General features: G+C 56.4%; 12 protein-coding genes. 7 read left to right on the top strand and 5 right to left on the bottom strand.

Translation table 11 applies throughout. The annotated features are described in order from the left end of the window. Positions 1 to 108: 108 nt before the first annotated feature. Positions 109 to 969 (bottom strand): Spy/CpxP family protein refolding chaperone, encoded by an 861-nt coding sequence (locus tag Poly51_RS11545; RefSeq protein WP_186775490.1) that lies wholly within the window; start codon positions 967 to 969, stop codon positions 109 to 111. A 299-nt stretch (positions 970 to 1,268) separates the two neighbouring features. Here Poly51_RS11545 and Poly51_RS11535 point away from each other — a divergent pair, with 299 nt between their 5' ends. From Poly51_RS11535 to Poly51_RS11510, 6 genes are all read left to right on the top strand, one after another. Next, positions 1,269 to 1,769, top strand: coding sequence for a fasciclin domain-containing protein (locus Poly51_RS11535; RefSeq protein WP_146457605.1), 501 nt, complete (start codon positions 1,269 to 1,271; stop codon positions 1,767 to 1,769). Between the two features lie 283 nt (positions 1,770 to 2,052). Continuing rightward, positions 2,053 to 3,336 (top strand): outer membrane protein assembly factor BamB family protein, encoded by a 1,284-nt coding sequence (locus Poly51_RS11530; protein ID WP_146457603.1) that lies wholly within the window; start codon positions 2,053 to 2,055, stop codon positions 3,334 to 3,336. Positions 3,337 to 3,534: 198 nt separating this feature from the next. Continuing rightward, positions 3,535 to 5,136, top strand: a complete 1,602-nt coding sequence (locus Poly51_RS11525; protein WP_146457601.1) for a serine/threonine protein kinase — start codon at positions 3,535 to 3,537, stop codon at positions 5,134 to 5,136. Further along, positions 5,133 to 6,389 (top strand): FHA domain-containing serine/threonine-protein kinase, encoded by a 1,257-nt coding sequence (locus tag Poly51_RS11520; RefSeq protein WP_146457598.1) that lies wholly within the window; start codon positions 5,133 to 5,135, stop codon positions 6,387 to 6,389. Before Poly51_RS11525 ends, Poly51_RS11520 begins: the two co-directional genes overlap by 4 nt. 150 nt (positions 6,390 to 6,539) lie before the next feature. Then, entirely contained in the window at positions 6,540 to 7,562 is a 1,023-nt protein-coding gene (locus Poly51_RS11515; RefSeq protein ID WP_146457596.1) for a type II and III secretion system protein, read from the top strand. A gap of 74 nt (positions 7,563 to 7,636) precedes the next feature. Continuing rightward, the gene (locus Poly51_RS11510; RefSeq protein WP_246114428.1) at positions 7,637 to 8,812 is read left to right on the top strand and encodes an amidohydrolase family protein; all 1,176 of its coding nucleotides are present in this window, start codon (positions 7,637 to 7,639) and stop codon (positions 8,810 to 8,812) included. Positions 8,813 to 8,838: 26 nt separating this feature from the next. Here Poly51_RS11510 and Poly51_RS11505 read toward each other — a convergent pair whose 3' ends face one another. Both Poly51_RS11505 and Poly51_RS11500 read right to left on the bottom strand, forming a co-directional pair. Next, the gene (locus tag Poly51_RS11505) at positions 8,839 to 9,645 is read right to left on the bottom strand and encodes an SDR family NAD(P)-dependent oxidoreductase (protein ID WP_146457594.1); all 807 of its coding nucleotides are present in this window, start codon (positions 9,643 to 9,645) and stop codon (positions 8,839 to 8,841) included. A gap of 3 nt (positions 9,646 to 9,648) precedes the next feature. Next, entirely contained in the window at positions 9,649 to 11,508 is a 1,860-nt protein-coding gene (locus Poly51_RS11500; RefSeq protein WP_146457592.1) for a UbiD family decarboxylase, read from the bottom strand. 180 nt (positions 11,509 to 11,688) lie between these two features. On the opposite strand from Poly51_RS11500, the gene Poly51_RS11495 reads away from it, so the two are divergent. Beyond that, the gene (locus Poly51_RS11495; protein ID WP_146457590.1) at positions 11,689 to 13,167 is read left to right on the top strand and encodes a leucyl aminopeptidase; all 1,479 of its coding nucleotides are present in this window, start codon (positions 11,689 to 11,691) and stop codon (positions 13,165 to 13,167) included. A gap of 10 nt (positions 13,168 to 13,177) precedes the next feature. Here the strand turns inward: Poly51_RS11495 and Poly51_RS11490 are convergent, their stop codons facing one another. Together Poly51_RS11490 and Poly51_RS11485 are read right to left on the bottom strand one after the other, a co-directional pair. Further along, positions 13,178 to 14,395: a nucleotide-binding protein gene (locus tag Poly51_RS11490; protein WP_146457588.1), complete on the bottom strand. Its 1,218-nt coding sequence runs from the start codon at positions 14,393 to 14,395 to the stop codon at positions 13,178 to 13,180. An 82-nt stretch (positions 14,396 to 14,477) separates the two neighbouring features. Beyond that, complete coding sequence (locus Poly51_RS11485) at positions 14,478 to 16,040, bottom strand: type II and III secretion system protein family protein (RefSeq protein ID WP_146457586.1); 1,563 nt, start codon at positions 16,038 to 16,040, stop codon at positions 14,478 to 14,480. Between the last annotated feature and the right edge of the window lie 115 nt (positions 16,041 to 16,155).

Below are 16,155 nucleotides of genomic sequence, written 5' to 3'. Positions count from 1 at the left end.
TATCGCCAGACTTTCGTCCGCCTAAGAAAAACCGAACTCTGGTGAGTTCGGTTACGAGTGCGAGTCCCGGCATTTTATCTTGCCGGATTGGTGTCCTAACGCCGCTGACTATTCGTTCGACGTGTCGCGACTAGGTCGGCCACCACGGTCGCCGCCGGGTCGCCCTCGGTCACCACCGGCACGACCTCGATCGCCGCCGCGGTCACCACCACCACCGGGGCCACCGCGGCCGCCGCCCAGTGCACCGTCGGGCAAGTCAAACTTTTCGCCCTTCATTTCTTCGAACTGAGTTTTCTGTGCTGGCGTTAGAACGGCGAAAATTTTCTCGTCCATATCCGAACGCATCTTCGTCATTTGCTCTCGCATGTCCGAGTTGCCATCGCGGTTGCTGAACAGTTCTCGCATCTTTGTCGTCATCTCTTCACGCAGCGACTCACGGACTTCGTCCAGTTCCTTTTTTTGCGTGTCGCTGATCTTCAATTCGCTAACGACCTCGGGGTCGCCGAGCGCTTGAGCTCCCTGGGCTTGCAGCGAGATCTCTTTGAGACGTTCCATTTGTTCGGGGAACAGAACTTCATCGAGTTGCAGTTTCATCTCCGCCATTTTTTCCGAAGACTCTTTTTGCATCTTGGCGAAAAATTTCGTGCGGTCTTCCTCGCTCATTGAACGAAAGTCGACTCCCTCGGGACGTGTTGGACGCATCTGTTCGCCGAGCTTTTTGAGGGCTTCTTCTTGATCGGGCGAAATTTCGAGTTCCGTTCGCACTTCGTCGACTCGGAGCAACGTGAATGTAGGATCACCACCCATTCCGCCGCCACCACCACCGCCACCGGGGCGTCCGCCGAAACCACCGCCACCGCCACCTCCGCGTTGCCGATTGCCGTCTTGGGCGGAAACCGCCGCGACGGTCAGGCCTGCGGAAATCAATACAACGGCCATCAGCCGAAGGGACGCGAATGAAACTCTCATAACTATCGTTCTCGGTGCGAAAGGGATTCGAATGGAGCAAGAAAAGGGCGGTCGGAAACCGTTCGCCAAAGGTTGGTTCGAACCGGCAGCGATTTCGCCAAGTGTTTTGTTTGAACCATTGATTCGGTTCAGGGTTTCGGCACCGTTATCCCGACAACGTCGGTTTTTTGAAAAAATTGCTCCTTACCGAGCTTGTACAGTCCGTCGAACCAATTTTCTGGTCGCCAAAGGCTGTCGGGAACCCTCCCGACCAGTGCCAACGGCGACAACCTCACCGCGATTCCATTTTGGAGAATCCCATGAAACGCACCGCCATCGCCATGCTGTCCCTCGCGACTTTGCTAGTCGCACCCCTGTTCGCCCGTGCAGATGAAGCAACTGCGACGGCCGAGAAGACGATCGTCGAAACCGCGATCGCCGCCAAGTTCAACACGCTGGTCGCTGCCGCGAAGGCGGCCGGACTGGTCGAAGCCCTCAGCGGCGAAGGCCCACTGACCGTGTTCGCGCCCACCGATGCTGCGTTCGAGAAGCTGCCCAAGGGAACGGTTGAATCGCTGCTGAAGCCAGAAAATAAGGACAAGCTGGTTGCGATTCTGAAGTACCACGTCGTCAGCGGTTCGGTTCCTGCCGCCAAGGTTTTGCAGTTGGACTCGGCCAAAACGCTTCAGGGCACCGACGTCACCATCACTCAAGAGGGTGGCGCTGTCATGGTCAATAACGCCAAAGTTGTGAAGACCGACATCGAATGCAGCAACGGCTTGATCCACGTGATCGATGCCGTTTTGCTTCCCAAGGAATAGTTTCCCCAAGGCTGACCGATACGGTCATCTAGACGGAACACAGACTAGCTCTGACGCGGTCGCGTCAGAGCCCGGCGGTCGGCGACGACGCCAACGGATGTTCCGGTGCTTCGTGAGCGAAGTTACCGTCCGAGCGATCCCTTCTTCGACTTCTGCTCGAACCCTGCCCACGCGTCTCGTATAGAATGCTTGGCGAGGCATGGCGAAACCGAACCGCACTGTGGCGAAGTTTTGACGTGTTCGACTTCGCAACACTTTTCTACACGCGGCACTCTGGGTCTCGATGATGCGTTACACGATCGTTTGTTTGTTCTTCATCGTCATGGCTGTTGCTCAAACCGACAAGACTTCTGCCGACGATGTCGCGGATCAAGGTTGGGCTCGATTCCGAGGCGCCGGTGGGCGCGGCGTGTCCTTGGCCGACTTGCCAACGAAATGGAGCGATACCGAGAATTTGGAATGGAAAACATCGCTGCCTGGGAAAGGATCCAGCAGTCCCGTGGTCTTCGAAAATCGAATTTACCTGACTTCCTTTACCGGTTACGCGATGACCGACGATGATCCCGGTGATCGGTCCCAGTTGCAGTTGCACGTGCTGTGTTTCTCACTGGATGACGGACAATTGATTTGGGATAAGGAGATCGCGCCATCGGAGGAAGAACAGAAAGCGTCGAAACGAGTCACCGAACACGGCTACGCGTCGCCAACGCCTTGTGTCGACGCCGAGGCGGTCTACGCCTCTTTTGGTCCGTCGGGAGTGGTCGCCTTCTCTCACGAAGGCGAGCCCTTGTGGAGATGCAGCGTTGGAACCAATACCGCCGGATTCGGCGCTGCTGCCAGCCCGATCGTCTATCGGGATCTGGTCATCATGAATGCGTCAATCGAAGACGGCGCCGTTTATGGAATCGACAAAGCAACGGGCGAAGTGCGATGGCGGACCGAAGGAATCGATCGAGCATGGACGACGCCGACGTTGGTGCCGTGTGCCGATGGAAAGACGGACTTGGTCGTTAACCAAAAAGGGGCCATTCTTGGTTTGGATCCTGACACCGGTAAACGTCGATGGTCGTGCGATGGTCTCGACGACTATGTCGTGCCCTGTGTGATCGCAAGCGGTGGCCTGATGTATTGCAGCTACGGGCGCAGCAACACAACGATTGTCTTGCGATCGGGCGGCGAAGGTGACGTCTCGCAAAGTCATTTGGTTTGGGAAGTGCCGCGTGGAGCCAATGTGACGAGCCCCGTGTTGGTCGGAGATTACTTGTATTGGTCGCACGATAAAGCGATCGCTTTGTGTCTGCGGGCTAGCGATGGCGAAGAAATGTTCCGCGAACGAATGCCGACACGTGGCCGAGTTTACGGATCGATTGTGAGTGATGGCCAGAAGCTTTTTTTGACCACACGCGATGCAGGAATCTTGGTCATCGCGGCATCGCCGGAGTATCACGAGTTGGCGACCAACCAGTTGGGTGACGAATCAGAACGATTCAATGCCACGCCGGCAATCGTTGGCGATCGATTGCTGATCCGAAGTGATCGCACACTTTACAGCGTTAGAACGAAGTAGCTTCCGGGGGGCGTGCAAGCGAAGGTTTAAAAACGCATGAATATGCAGTCGCTTTTAGCGAAATCTTCGCAAAGCTACGTCGGAGATCGGCCATCCGGGCGCCGCCCAATCGTGATCCGGTAGGATGATGACGCTCGCGGCTCACACGCGTTTTCGAAGACCCGACTCAATGAACAAGCCGTAGAGGGAATCTAAAACGTGCCGGATGAATCGATCGACAATGATGACCTCGACCAACCGACCATCGTCGGACCGAAAGAGGATAGTCCGTCGGAAGACCGATCCGGTGCATCGTGTGGATTCGCTTCCATTGGTTCGATTGTTGGCCAGTATGAATTGCTAGGCGAGATCGCTCGCGGCGGCATGGGCGTCGTCTACCGCGCCCGGCACCAGCGACTGGGGCGACTCGCCGCAATTAAGATGATCTTGGATCCCGACGAGGCTGGTGATCGCGCGCATGATCGGTTCGACACCGAAGCGAAAGCAGCGGCGACCTTGGATCATCCTGGGATCGTTTCTTTATTCGAATCGGGGCACTGGAACGGCTATCCCTATTTTGCCATGGCCTATGTCGACGGCAAGAGCCTTTCCGACGAACTGCGTAGTGGGCCGCTCAAACCGGTCCAGGCGGCCAATCTAGCGGCCTCCATTTCCGACGCGATGGCGCACGCGCACGATCGACACATCGTCCATCGTGATTTGAAGCCAGCAAACATTTTGATCGACGAAAAAGGACAGCCCCATATCACGGACTTTGGTGTCTGCAAAGATTTGTCGGCGTCATCAGAATTGACGACGGCGGGTGAGTTGGTCGGCACGCCGCACTACATGCCGCCCGAGCAAGCGGGAATGGCCGGCGTTCCGCTTGGACCGGCGGCGGATGTTTACAGCATTGGTGCGGTATTGTTTGCAATGTTGACCGGTCGACCTCCGTTCTTGGCGGCGACGCCAATCGAAGTCGTATCACAGGTTTTAACGCAGGATCCGGTTTCGCCGCGGGCGCTCAATGCCAGCGTCCCCATCGAACTGTCGACCATCGCTATGAAGTGCTTGCGAAAGAATGCCAAGCAACGCTATCCGCACGCGAAGGATCTCGCCGACGATCTTCATCGCTTCCTCAAAGGCGAGCCGATTTTGGCGAGGCCTCCTAGCCTGATTGATCGGTTTCAAATTCTGTTGCGACGTCATGTCTTCGTCGCCAGCGTTTCGAGCACCGGCGCGTTGGCGCTGATCGCTATGATGTTGTTCCTGTTCGTGTCGCTCACGCGGACGCGCGACAATTTAGCAACTACTCAAATTGACTTGGACAAGGTCGAAGCCCAACTAAAGAGCGAACGCATTACCGTTGCTCGATTCTTGCGTACCCGTTCGGTATCACCTTCCGGTACGGATCCGATCAAAGTCATCCAGCAATTCGAAATGGACCGAATTGTCGATGCGCACCTGCAAGCAACTCCCACTCACCCCGATTTAGCGATGGAGCTAGCGGTGGAAGCGGCGAAGTGGTCCGTTTCGAATGATTTGGAATTGCCGGAAAACATTTTCGATTTCCTAAGAAACGAAGTGATGCGCCAGCAACCCAGTGATGCCGCCGCCGAACGCAAAAAGACATCTCAAGTGGTCGAGGGCAGCGACCTGTACGCGGAACTAGAAGACGCTTCGGCATCGGATCGATCGATTTTGGATAAGTTGATCGACGTTGCCAGAAAGCAAATTGTCAAACCCATGTCGAACGCCGACCGACGCTTGTTCGGGCTGCGTGTCGACGAGAAACCAGATACTGACGAGACCCAACTGTGAGCATTCAACTGCATATCATCGCTGGTCCGGATGCAGGCCGGAAGTACGCGTTGCCAGATAACGGAACGCTCGTTATTGGACGCGGTAGCGACAGCGATACGAAAATTCGGGACCCTCGACTCAGCCGCGTTCACTGTGAAGTGCAACAGCGAGATGGGCACTTTTTCTTGGTCGACCGAGGTGGCGCGGGTGGTGTACATATCAATGGTTGCGCGGTTGAAAACGAAAAGGCGATGAGCCTGGGGACAATCTTTGAAATTGGCGACTCACACTTGAGGTTGGAATCCGATGGCGGGCTTGATGCCGCCACCATGGTGCCCGGAAAAATGAAACTGCCGGGAATCGAACAACTTGCCGGCAAACCCAAGCCGACCGTCGATTCATCGCTTCGCGATCTCGTTGGTCAAACGTTCCAGGACCGATTTCAGGTAGACGAAATTGTTTCGCAAAGCGCGACCAGTGTCGTTTATCGTGGCACGGACTTGAAGCACGATCGGCCTGTCGCCATCAAAGTCTTGCGTCCTCAGATGGCAACGTCCGATCCGCAGCGAGAACGATTCACGCGCGCGATGCAAACCGTCATGCCGATCAAGCATCCCAACATCGTTCGGCTCCGCATGGCCGGTCGACGTGGCAACTATTGTTGGGCGGCGACGGATTGGGTCGACGGTTGCAGCGTTGCCGCGCTGATTGATTCCATCGGCATTTCGGGAATGTTGGATTGGAAACAGGTTTGGCGAGTCGGCGTGGATATCTCACGAGCCCTGGAGGAGGCTGGGCAACATCACGTGGTGCATCGAAATGTCACCCCGTCGAATTTGTTGCGACGAGATAGCGACAAAGCGTTTTTGCTTTCCGATTTGATATTCGCGAGAGCCTTGGAGACCACCGATGCCGCGCAATTGACACGCCCCGGTGATGTGATCGGCGACCTCGGCTATATGGCGCCCGAGCGGATTTTCGATGTCGAGAACGTCGACGAACGTTCGGACCAGTTCGGTCTAGGAGCGACGTTGTATGCGTTGTTGACCGGGAGGTCGCCCTACGCTGCGAACTCGCTTCCACAATTGATTGCAAACCTAAAGGGCGAGAAGCCAACCGCGCCTTATACCTTCCAAATCGGATCGGATGAACGGTTCAGCCATCTGGTGATGCGCATGATCGAAATCAAACCCGCCGATCGCTACCCCAACTCGACCGCCGTGCTGAAGGAGCTGGAACGCGTTGGTAGGCTGGCTGGGATGGAAATATAGGCCGAGTCACCATGCCTCGCCCGTGTTTCGTTTGCTGGCGTGAGATCGGTGTGAAACTTGATGCCCCCTTGGGTTTCAATTGCCTCGACTAGCCGATTTTGCTATCTCCCACGATGAGGGTGACGGATCTTGGCTCCGAGGAACAAACGCATGATGGCACAATCAATCGCCGTATTCACGGGCATCGTGTTCTCGTTGATCGGTCCATGCGCTTTGGGACAATTAACGATTTCCGATCCGGGCGAGAACCAAGAACAAGGCTATTTGCTCGGTGAAGGCGAGTCGTTCGGTCGTCCCGCAACTTCAGCGACGATTTCTGCGACAGCGGCCAGTCACCGTTCGTTGGCGCGGCCAAAGCCAATGACGCTTAAGGATGATGGGTTCACGACGAAGGAACCGTTGACACAAATACGCATCAACGTTCGCTATTTAATGGTCGATGCGGCAACACGTCAACAAATGTATCGACAACTCGATCCTAGCCGGACTCGTCATCTGGGGCCACCGTCGCGACAGTTGCCCGGCTCGAAATCGGTCTCGTCGCTGGAGGCTCGCGACGGGTGTGACAACACAATCACGGTTCCCTCGGGTGCGACTGTTTGTTTGTTGGATGCCACGGATGCGAAACTAATCATCGATGCCGTTTCGGTTGCCGCCGCTTCGTCAATGCAGCGATCGCCATCGGCCATGCTGTTGGACGGCAAAGAAGCGGAGATGAACGATCTGACGCAACGGCCGTTCGTCGTTGACGTACAAGGGTCGGCGGAAGATCGCAAACCCGTGATCGAAGTCTTTGAAGAAGGAACTCATCTTCGTTTGCGAGCGGATGTCGTTGCGGGTGAGACTTCGATTCGCGTGACGGCCCGCATCGAATGTAGCCGCATCCTTGACGTGGTCAGCGAATCCATTTTTGGCTACGGCGACGAGCCTATCGAGATTCAGTTCCCGCGTCATATGACGACCGTCGCCCAAGCCTCGGACGTCGTCCCGAACCAGTCGGTGCTGTTGATCGATCCGCATTTTCATTCGACAAAGCAGATTCAAAGCGAGACGCCGGTGCCGATGTTCGGCAAGATTCCCTACGTCGGACAGAACTTTAAAAACGTTCACGCTGTCGACGTCGAACAATATCTTATCTTGATGCTTGAACCCAGCGTGGTCAAGAAATTTTGACGCGAGCGAGTGAACGCGTTGGTCGATCGTAGAACGAACTCGGCAGCCGGTTTCGCGACTTAGGAACTTGTATTTTGACTGAGCCAACGTTCGTGCTGACCGCCCGGTGGATTCTGCCCTTGGTTGACGAACCCATCGAAGGTGGCTGGATCCGAGTGGATCAGGATCGAATCGTGGAAGTATCTCGTGAATCCGTACCTTCGGGCGCGATCGATCTTGGTGATGCGGCGATCCTTCCCGGTTTGGTCAACGCTCATACGCATTTGGAGTTCTCAGACCTCGTTCAACCGGTGGGTCACCCCGGTATTCGACTTTCGGCATGGATCGCGATGGTGATCGACCAGCGCCGCAAGGCAGCGTTGCACGATCGCGACGATTCAATCGAACGCGGCATCCGAGAGTCCCAAGAATCCGCTGTTACTTTGATCGGTGACATCGCGACGCCACCATGTCGCTATCCCGAGTGCAACGATGGGCCAGAAATAGTCTCGTTCGCAGAGGTCCTTGGATTGTCGGCGACACGAAGCGTTGATCGAATGAGTGCGGCCAATGCTCACATCGACGCGGATAAAAATGCCGGCATCAGTCCGCATTCTCCCTATTCGACGACGCGTGAAACGATCGCCGCCTGTGTTGATGAAGCCGTTCGGCGTCACCGGCCGGTCGCCATGCATGTCGCCGAATCGCCCGACGAGCGAGAATTGTTGATCGCCGGTAGCGGACCATTTTTCGAGTCGTTGAAAGCCATCGGAGTCTGGCGGGAAGGACAGTTTCCTTGGGGCGAGCGTCCCTTTCACGATTTGATCGAAATGCTTCGCAAGTCGCCGAGTGCGTTGGTTGTTCACGGTAACGATTTACAAGACGACGAGATCAGCGAGATCGCGAAACACTCCAACATGACAGTCGTCTACTGTCCAAGGACTCACGCGTTTTTCGGCTATCCACCGCATCCGGTCGATCGCTGTTTGGCGGCGGGAGTCCCGGTGGCATTGGGGACGGACTCGAGGGCAAGCAATCCGGACTTGAACCTTTGGCGCGAAGTTCAGTTTCTTTTGAATCATCGGCCCGATCTAGATCCGCAAGCCGTGCTTGCCATGGCAACGATCAACGGCGCCGATGCATTGATGCGCAGACAGTACGGCAGGATCGCGACAGGGTGCGTTGCCAGGTTCGGCACGGTTGCAACGGAGGCCAAGTCGATCGAGGACTTGTCCGCTGATTTCGCCAGCCGGCCGATCACGGCTTACTGAAACTTGATCGTGGTTAGCGATCGATCCTAGCCCGTGTTCAATCCCACCTGCATTCCGTCGGGCGCATAGATGCCTCGGCCACCGTCGACTGGCAAACAGACGCCGGTGACGAAGTCGTTTTCGCAAAGGAACTGCACCGCATGGGCAACGTGATGGGGCGTGCCGACGCGACCGACCAGCGTGCTTGTGGCGATCTTGGTCCGTTTTGTTTCCGACACGGAATCGTCCAACAGCACCGGTCCCGGTTGAACGCAATTGACACGCACCAACGGATTCATCTGCGAAAACTCGACCGCCAAAGATCGGGTCATCACTTCCAACGCACCCTTGCTCGGAAAGTACGCCGCATGGTCCAGGTAGGGCCGACCGGTTGCCCAGTCGCCGATGTTGATGATCGAACCACCACGCGTTTGTTTTGCCATGATCTCCGCCGCCGCTCGGGCGCAAAGGAACGATGCAATGGTGTTGATGTCGAAATAGCGGCGCATTTCATCGGCGGTGATGTTCTGTAACTTCGATGGCCGCCATATCGCGGCGCTGTTGACCAGAATGTCCAGTCGGCCGAAGTGCTCATGCGTTTGCCGAACCAATCGAGACGGAACTTCATCGTCATCAAGCGGTCCAACGGTCACGATGACTTCGACTTGATGTTGTTCGCGAATGGTTACCGCTGCGGCCTCGGCTTCGTCAACCGATGTGTTGGCATGCATTGCGATGTGGCAGCCAAGCGATGCCAAATGCGTGGCTATGGCTCGGCCGACGCGAGGCGCACCGCTCCCAGTGACCAGGGCGACGGGCGAAGGGGAATCAAAAAGTTCCGAGAGTGTTGGCATAGTTTATAGATAGCGACTGAGGGCATCGCCGCGAGTGGCGCGGGCGTCAACTTTGGCGATCGTGAGTGGGTCTTCGATCAACGGTGGTGCATGATGAGGTTTGGTGCGCGCGTCGATAACCAGGGATCCTTCGCAGCCAAAGTGTTTTTGCACCACGCCTGCGCCGATGCCGTCAACATCAGCGGCCGGATTGCTTCGCGTGAACGTGACCCACAACCAGTTCGCAAACCGACGCACTGCGAACTCGCTGTCGTCGACCAGTGTGATCAACGGAAACGCGTTGATCGCTGAAGATGCTTTGAACGCGCAAACGAATTCGACGAGCCGTTGGCGATCCGTTTCGGTTTTGCAGGGCAAAGCTTCAATCGCCAAAATTCCTGGCGCGACGACACGAGGATTCTTGAAACCGTCGGGCAAGTCGATGCCGGAAGGGATCTCTACGGGCAATTCACGGATCGGTGGTCCCGATGCGGCGATCACCAATTTCGAACCTTTGTTCAGCCCGGTTCCCGAATAGTCGAGTGTGTCGATGGTCGTCCGAGTATGAAAATGCAGATCTCGCCGCCAATCCACTCGGCTCAACATGTGTGCGAAAAACGCCTCTTCGCCATGAATGTCCAGCTTGCCGTCGGGGTTATCCGTGATCCATAAATACTTTGCCAACGACAGTTGACCGTTACCCAAGATCGCGTTGGCCTGGGTCAGCAATTCTTGCGGACCGTCGGACTTGACGAACGGCATGTACCGTTCGCTTCCGATCGCAAATAAAAGCGGATGGACGCCTGCCGCATCGACGGCGTGGACCGCTTGGACCCCCGGGATTACGGACGGAATGATGGGATCAGTCAGTTCGTGAATCAATTGTCCGAACGTCGTGTCTTCCTGTGGCGGTCGACCGACGACCGTGAACGGCCATATCGCGCCGTCACGGTGGTAGACATGCTCGACCCGCATTACAGGGAACGGGTGTTGCAGGCTGTAGTAGCCCAAGTGATCTCCGAAGGGGCCTTCGGGTTTGGTCGAGTTCGGATCGATCGTTCCGACGATCGCAAAGTCCGCGTCGGCATAAATCGGGGCGTGCGATTGCCTTGCCTTCGCGTTGACAATCATGGGGATCCGTCGCCCGGCAAGTGCGCCGCCGAACGTCAATTCCGTCAAACCCTCCGGCAGTGGCATCACCGCGGCAAGCGACATCGCCGGCGAACCGCCGACCGTGATACAGACGCGAAGTGGCTCGCCGCGATCGAGGGCTGCGCGATGATGAACGCCAATGCCGCGATGAATCTGGTAGTGCAGTCCGATCTCCTGATCGGCCAGATAGTCGTTGCCGCCCAATTGAATGCGATACATTCCCAAATTGACTCGCATCAAACGCTGTTGCGCTGAACCGGTGGCATCGGGATCATCGCTTAAGACTTGTGGTAGGGTCACGAACGCGCCGCCGTCGTCTGGCCAACATTGGATCGCGGGCAGTTCAGAAACCTTGCACTGATTCGCGGTCACCGCGCCGCCGCGAACCGACCGTGGCAGCATCCTGAGCGCCGTCAGCGGGACACCCGCGTATCGAAGGGGATGCTTGGGCAGTGCCGAAGGGTCCAACTTGATTTCGATCAGCCGGCGGACCGACTCCAGCGTATCGCGAAACAAATATCGAGCTTGATCGATCGATGCAAACAAATTCGACGCTGCCGGAAATCGTGAACCACGAACGTTGTTGAACAGCAACCCTGGGCCGCCGCTGGCGTACACCCGTCGTTGGATCTCCGCCATTTCGAGGTGGGGGTCCACTTCGTCTTGGATTTCGATCAATCGACCGCCTTGGCGTAGGTCATCGACGACGTCACGGGTACTGCGATGCTTCACAAGGATTGAATTTAACGAGGTAACGAATCAAGAAATCGGCGGTAACTGGTCTTCCGGCAACCGAGGCTAGGATAACCGCCATGACGGCGCTACACTAACGGTTCAAATGGTCTCGTACAGATTCCCACGGCAGACGCACCACTGGTATCCGTCTGTTGACATCCCAACGCCACAGATCGAATGCTCGAAAGCCTCCCCCTGCCGTCGCCCAACCTGTCGCTGATTGCTGATCCGATCCAAGATCGCGAGTCCATTGTTGTCGCCGGGCTATCCGGCGACGGGACGCTCTCGCCCACGTTGGTCCAATGGGACGAAGCCACCAACGGTTGGCTAACGCGTTTGGTCGAAAAAGGGCAAGTGCGAGGCAAACAGGGTGAAATGAACTTGTTGGCGTCACCTTTGTCCGACGGTCCGAATATGGTTCTGGTAGTCGGATTGGGTAAGAAGACACTTTCCCGCTCGAACGCTTTCGATCTGGCTTCCGCAGCCGTAAGGAAACTATCGGATCGGCGGCGCGATCGTATCATCATCGCGTTGGGGGAATCACTTCCTGTTGAGATGCAAGACGTCGTCGTCGCGGGAGCGATCTTCGGATGTGAGAATCAAGCGATCTACCAGAGCGAACCCTCGGCCACGATCCCCGCAGAGATCGGCTTCGCTGGCATCGGGCAAGCGGCGATTGATCGTGGGCGCATCATCGGCAGTTCGATCAATCAAACGCGTCGATTGGTCAACGAACCGTCGGCGATGATCTACCCGGCAAGTTTTGCCGAGGTTGCGAAGAAGGTTGCCGCTGAATGCGGTTTGGAATGCGAGATTTGGGATGAAGCGAAGTTAGAAGCCGAAGGTTGTCGCGCGATCCTTGCTGTGGGTGCAGGTTCGGCCGCGCCGCCGCGACTGGTCATCTTGAAGCACAACGGCGGCGGTGCGGAAGCGCCGCTGGCGATCGTTGGCAAAGGAGTTACCTTTGACAGCGGCGGTTTGTCACTAAAGCCCAGCGAGGGAATGGTTGACATGAAATGCGATATGGCAGGGGCCGCAACCGTTTTGGGGACGATGCGTGCGATCGCCCAATTGGGCGTCAAGCAAAACGTCATTGGTTTTTGCGGGTTGGCGGAAAACATGGTCAGCGGATCATGCTACAAGCTCGGTGATGTGATCGAAACGCGCAGCGGAAAGACCATCGAAATTCTGAACACCGATGCCGAAGGTCGCGTCGTGTTAGCGGATACCTTGGACGTCGCGATTCAGCACAGTCCTCGGGCGATGGTCGACTTGGCGACCTTGACGGGCGCGTGCATGGTGGCGTTGGGCGTTGAAGTTGCCGGCTTGATGCCCAACGATGCTTCGCTATGCGAGACCATCGAAGTGGCTGCCGAGGAAGAAGGCGAGCCGGTGTGGCAATTGCCGATGTTTGACTTGTACGACGACAAGGTCAAGAGCAAAATCGCAGACATCAAGAATGTCGGCGAGGGCCGCTGGGGCGGCGCGATCACGGCGGCAAAGTTTCTTGAAAACTTTGTCGGTGATGTACCGTGGGTTCACATCGATATCGCGGGGCCTGCGTTTGCCGACAGCGCCAAGCCGCACCGTGACGCAGGGGCCACCGGTGCGATGGTGCGGACATTGATCCGTTGGATCGAGAACGCTACCCACTAACGATTCGCCGTTACGCTTTGACGCCGGGCCAGAACTTTTTCCACTTGCTCTCGCTCGATTTGCTGCCCGCATCCTCGCTGTCGACGGGCTTTGCACCGCCGCCTTCCAGCTTCGCGGCCAGTTCGCGAATGCCTTGCGTGATCGCGGCCTTCGGAGCTTGAACGATCAAGGGGACGCCGTTGTTCCGCACTTCGACCATCGTTCGATAGTCATTAGGAAGCAATGCAAAGATTTCACGCCCCAGTGTTTCTTTCGCCTTTTTCAAGCTGATTTGTCCGGCTTCCAAGCCAGCGCGATTGACGACGATTTCGACCTTGTTCTGAAGACCGTCGATTTCTTCAAAGCCCATCATCAACCGAACGACGTTACGTAGACACGGCAAGTCTAGCTGCGTCACCAAAACCACGCGAGTCGCGCTCTCGATCGCCGCCATGTCAATGCTGCTGTACGTTTTTGACAGGTCAACGATCAAGTGAGTGAACGAAGCCTTCAACAGCCCGATCACCTTGCGAATGCTGTCATCGGTGATCGCAAGCGTGTCGTGCAACTCAACCGGTCGCGGCAGCAAGTACAATCCGCTGCTGTGTTTCGTCAATGACCGCTTGAGCAGTTGGATGTCAAGCCGCGAGATGTTTTGAACGACGTCAGCCAGCGTGTAGTCCGGGATCGAATCCAGGAACACGTCCGCATCACCCAGCGCCAAGTCGAGATCCAACAATGCGACACTGTTCCGCGGATCCGCCGCCAAGACACATCCCAAGTTGACCGCTGTGCTGGTGGAACCGACACCGCCGGTGGCACCCGCAATCGCATAGACTTCACAACTGCGCCCGCCGCCTTCGGTGGCGCCGAACTTTTGCTGACTGACGCGTTGCAGCGCGCTGTTGAGATCTTCTTTGTTCAACGGAATGGTAAGAAACTCACGAGCGCCCGATCGCATCGTTTTCAATATCATCTGACCGTCGGTCTGCTCGCTCGCCGCCAAAATTGCGGTGTCGGGTGCAGTCGAGGCCAACTTCTTGATCAGCTCGATCGCCTTCTCTGGATTCGAATCCAACGCCACGACGCCCACGTCAGGAGCGGTTTGCTCGATGACGTCCGGGAAGAATTCGTATCGCGAACAGTCTGCCTCCAGCCAAATCGTGTCCATTCCCAGGAGCATGCTCTTGAGTGCTTCGCGTGACCCATCATTGGGGTCCACCAAAGCGATTCGTAAAACGTTACTCATTGTGATTGACCGATGGAAAAATTAGATCGAACAGAGGAAGCCGTCTCAGGCAAGTACAAGTAAAGGGGCGTTGACTTTCGAGTTACTGAGGCGAGCTGATCGTGACACCTTCGCCGACTTGAATCGGTTCGTTGCCCGGAACGATCGCACCCGGGGGCAGTACAACGCCTCCGTGAATTTCGTTGGCTCCGACAGGTCCGCCGTAACCATGGGCGTCTTGGCCATAGCTGAATCCGTCGCTTTCGATTGGACAGTTGCAGTTGTCACCCAAAGTGTTCGGTACTTCGATGTGTCCCTTCATAAACAGTTCGCAGTCGGTGGGCGACGTCGAGTTGAGTCCGGGGCCGCCGCGAGGTACTTCGTGAGGATCCATCGCACTTACGAATTCAGGTGTGACCGTGATCAGCAACTCGATATCGTTACGTTCTTCACGTACACGGCGGAACATGGTTCCGATGTAGGGTAATTCGCCCAACAGGGGTGTTGCACGAGTGACCGACTCGGTTCGGCTCTGCAGCAAGCCTGCGATCGCAAACGTTTGTCCGGCTTGCAATTCGACGGCTGTTTCGACGTAGCGTGAACGGAATGCCGTCACCGAAACACCGGCAGCGGTGATCCCGTTCGAAGCATCCGGTTCGGAAACTTCGGGGCGGACTTCCAATCGCACTCGACCGGGGCCGACAACAAAGGGCAGGAAGTCGACTGCGGTGCCAAACTCTTCGTACTGGACCGTGATGGATCCATTACCCGAGGGAACCAAGTACGGGACCTTACCACCGACGTTGAAACGCGCCGGACGACCGTGGGTCGCGACGACCGTTGGCTCGGCCAAGAACTTGATCAAGTCTTGACGACGCAAGGCGGTGATCATGGCGGTGAAGTCGCCACCGCCAGCAAACATACGGTTGGTTCCGCTTAGAGCACCTTCGGTGGATGGAATCAGACCTGATACGTTGCTTTGTCCAAGATCAATCAGGCTGCCTGGCGAGCTGTAGAAGAACGCATCCTGAGTGAAGCTTCCCCAATCGATTCCCAAGTCACGAAGTTTCGTTCGCGAGACTTCCATGATCTTGGTGTGAAGCAGGATCTGTTGCACCCCGACGACACGAATGTTGTTTACAACCGTTGGGTAGAACTGTTCAACAATCGCAACCGCACGGTCCACTTCGTCGACGTTCGTGACGCTGCCCGAGATGATCGCGCTGGTATTGACTGGCAAGACCTTAAGCGATGCCAACGGCAGTTGGGAGGCCAAGATGCCTTCGACTTCGCGAGCGTCGGGCATCACGGTCACGTCGACCGTGTAGAGCTTTTCGTTCGTGTCCCAAAGGTTCAGCTGGGTCGTGCCTGGCGTCTTGGCGAAGATTTGAATCTGGTTCTGCGACACAGGTGTCGCCCCCAGGATCCCTTCGTTGTGAACTTGAAACTTTGGAATGCGATCTTCCAAAGTCAAAATGCGGCTACTCTTGACCAACATTTCCAATCGTTCAACCGACTGTGAGATGTTGCGGTTTACCGTCGACGTGTCCGACGCCAGGCGTACCGGACTCGATTGAGCCGAAACGCTGTCGGGGCTAAGGTTGCCTGCCAAAGCAAGCGTGAAAATGGCGGCCAAAAGTTTCGCCGTCGAACGGTTCGTTTCCATTGCAAAAGCATCCTTGCGAGACCTGATTTGGATCCATCCAAACGGTGACACCGAAACGAACCATGGTGGTAAGGTTCTGCGCCAACGGTCTCTGCGGGTAACGATAGTAAAAAGG

The sequence above is a fragment of the Rubripirellula tenax genome (assembly GCF_007860125.1).
GTDB classification, from domain to species: Bacteria; Planctomycetota; Planctomycetia; order Pirellulales; family Pirellulaceae; genus Rubripirellula; species Rubripirellula tenax.
The sequence above is the reverse complement of the archived record's forward strand: the minus strand, read 5'-3'. Positions and strand labels throughout refer to the sequence as shown.

Coding starts and splice junctions, on each gene's coding strand:
- Poly51_RS11545 (WP_186775490.1), bottom strand. CDS start 969: ATGAGAGTTTCATTCGCGTCCCTTCGGCTGATGGCCGTTGTATTGATT.
- Poly51_RS11535 (WP_146457605.1), top strand. CDS start 1,269: ATGAAACGCACCGCCATCGCCATGCTGTCCCTCGCGACTTTGCTAGTC.
- Poly51_RS11530 (WP_146457603.1), top strand. CDS start 2,053: ATGATGCGTTACACGATCGTTTGTTTGTTCTTCATCGTCATGGCTGTT.
- Poly51_RS11515 (WP_146457596.1), top strand. CDS start 6,540: ATGATGGCACAATCAATCGCCGTATTCACGGGCATCGTGTTCTCGTTG.
- Poly51_RS11505 (WP_146457594.1), bottom strand. CDS start 9,645: ATGCCAACACTCTCGGAACTTTTTGATTCCCCTTCGCCCGTCGCCCTG.
- Poly51_RS11495 (WP_146457590.1), top strand. CDS start 11,689: ATGCTCGAAAGCCTCCCCCTGCCGTCGCCCAACCTGTCGCTGATTGCT.
- Poly51_RS11490 (WP_146457588.1), bottom strand. CDS start 14,395: ATGAGTAACGTTTTACGAATCGCTTTGGTGGACCCCAATGATGGGTCA.
- Poly51_RS11485 (WP_146457586.1), bottom strand. CDS start 16,040: ATGGAAACGAACCGTTCGACGGCGAAACTTTTGGCCGCCATTTTCACG.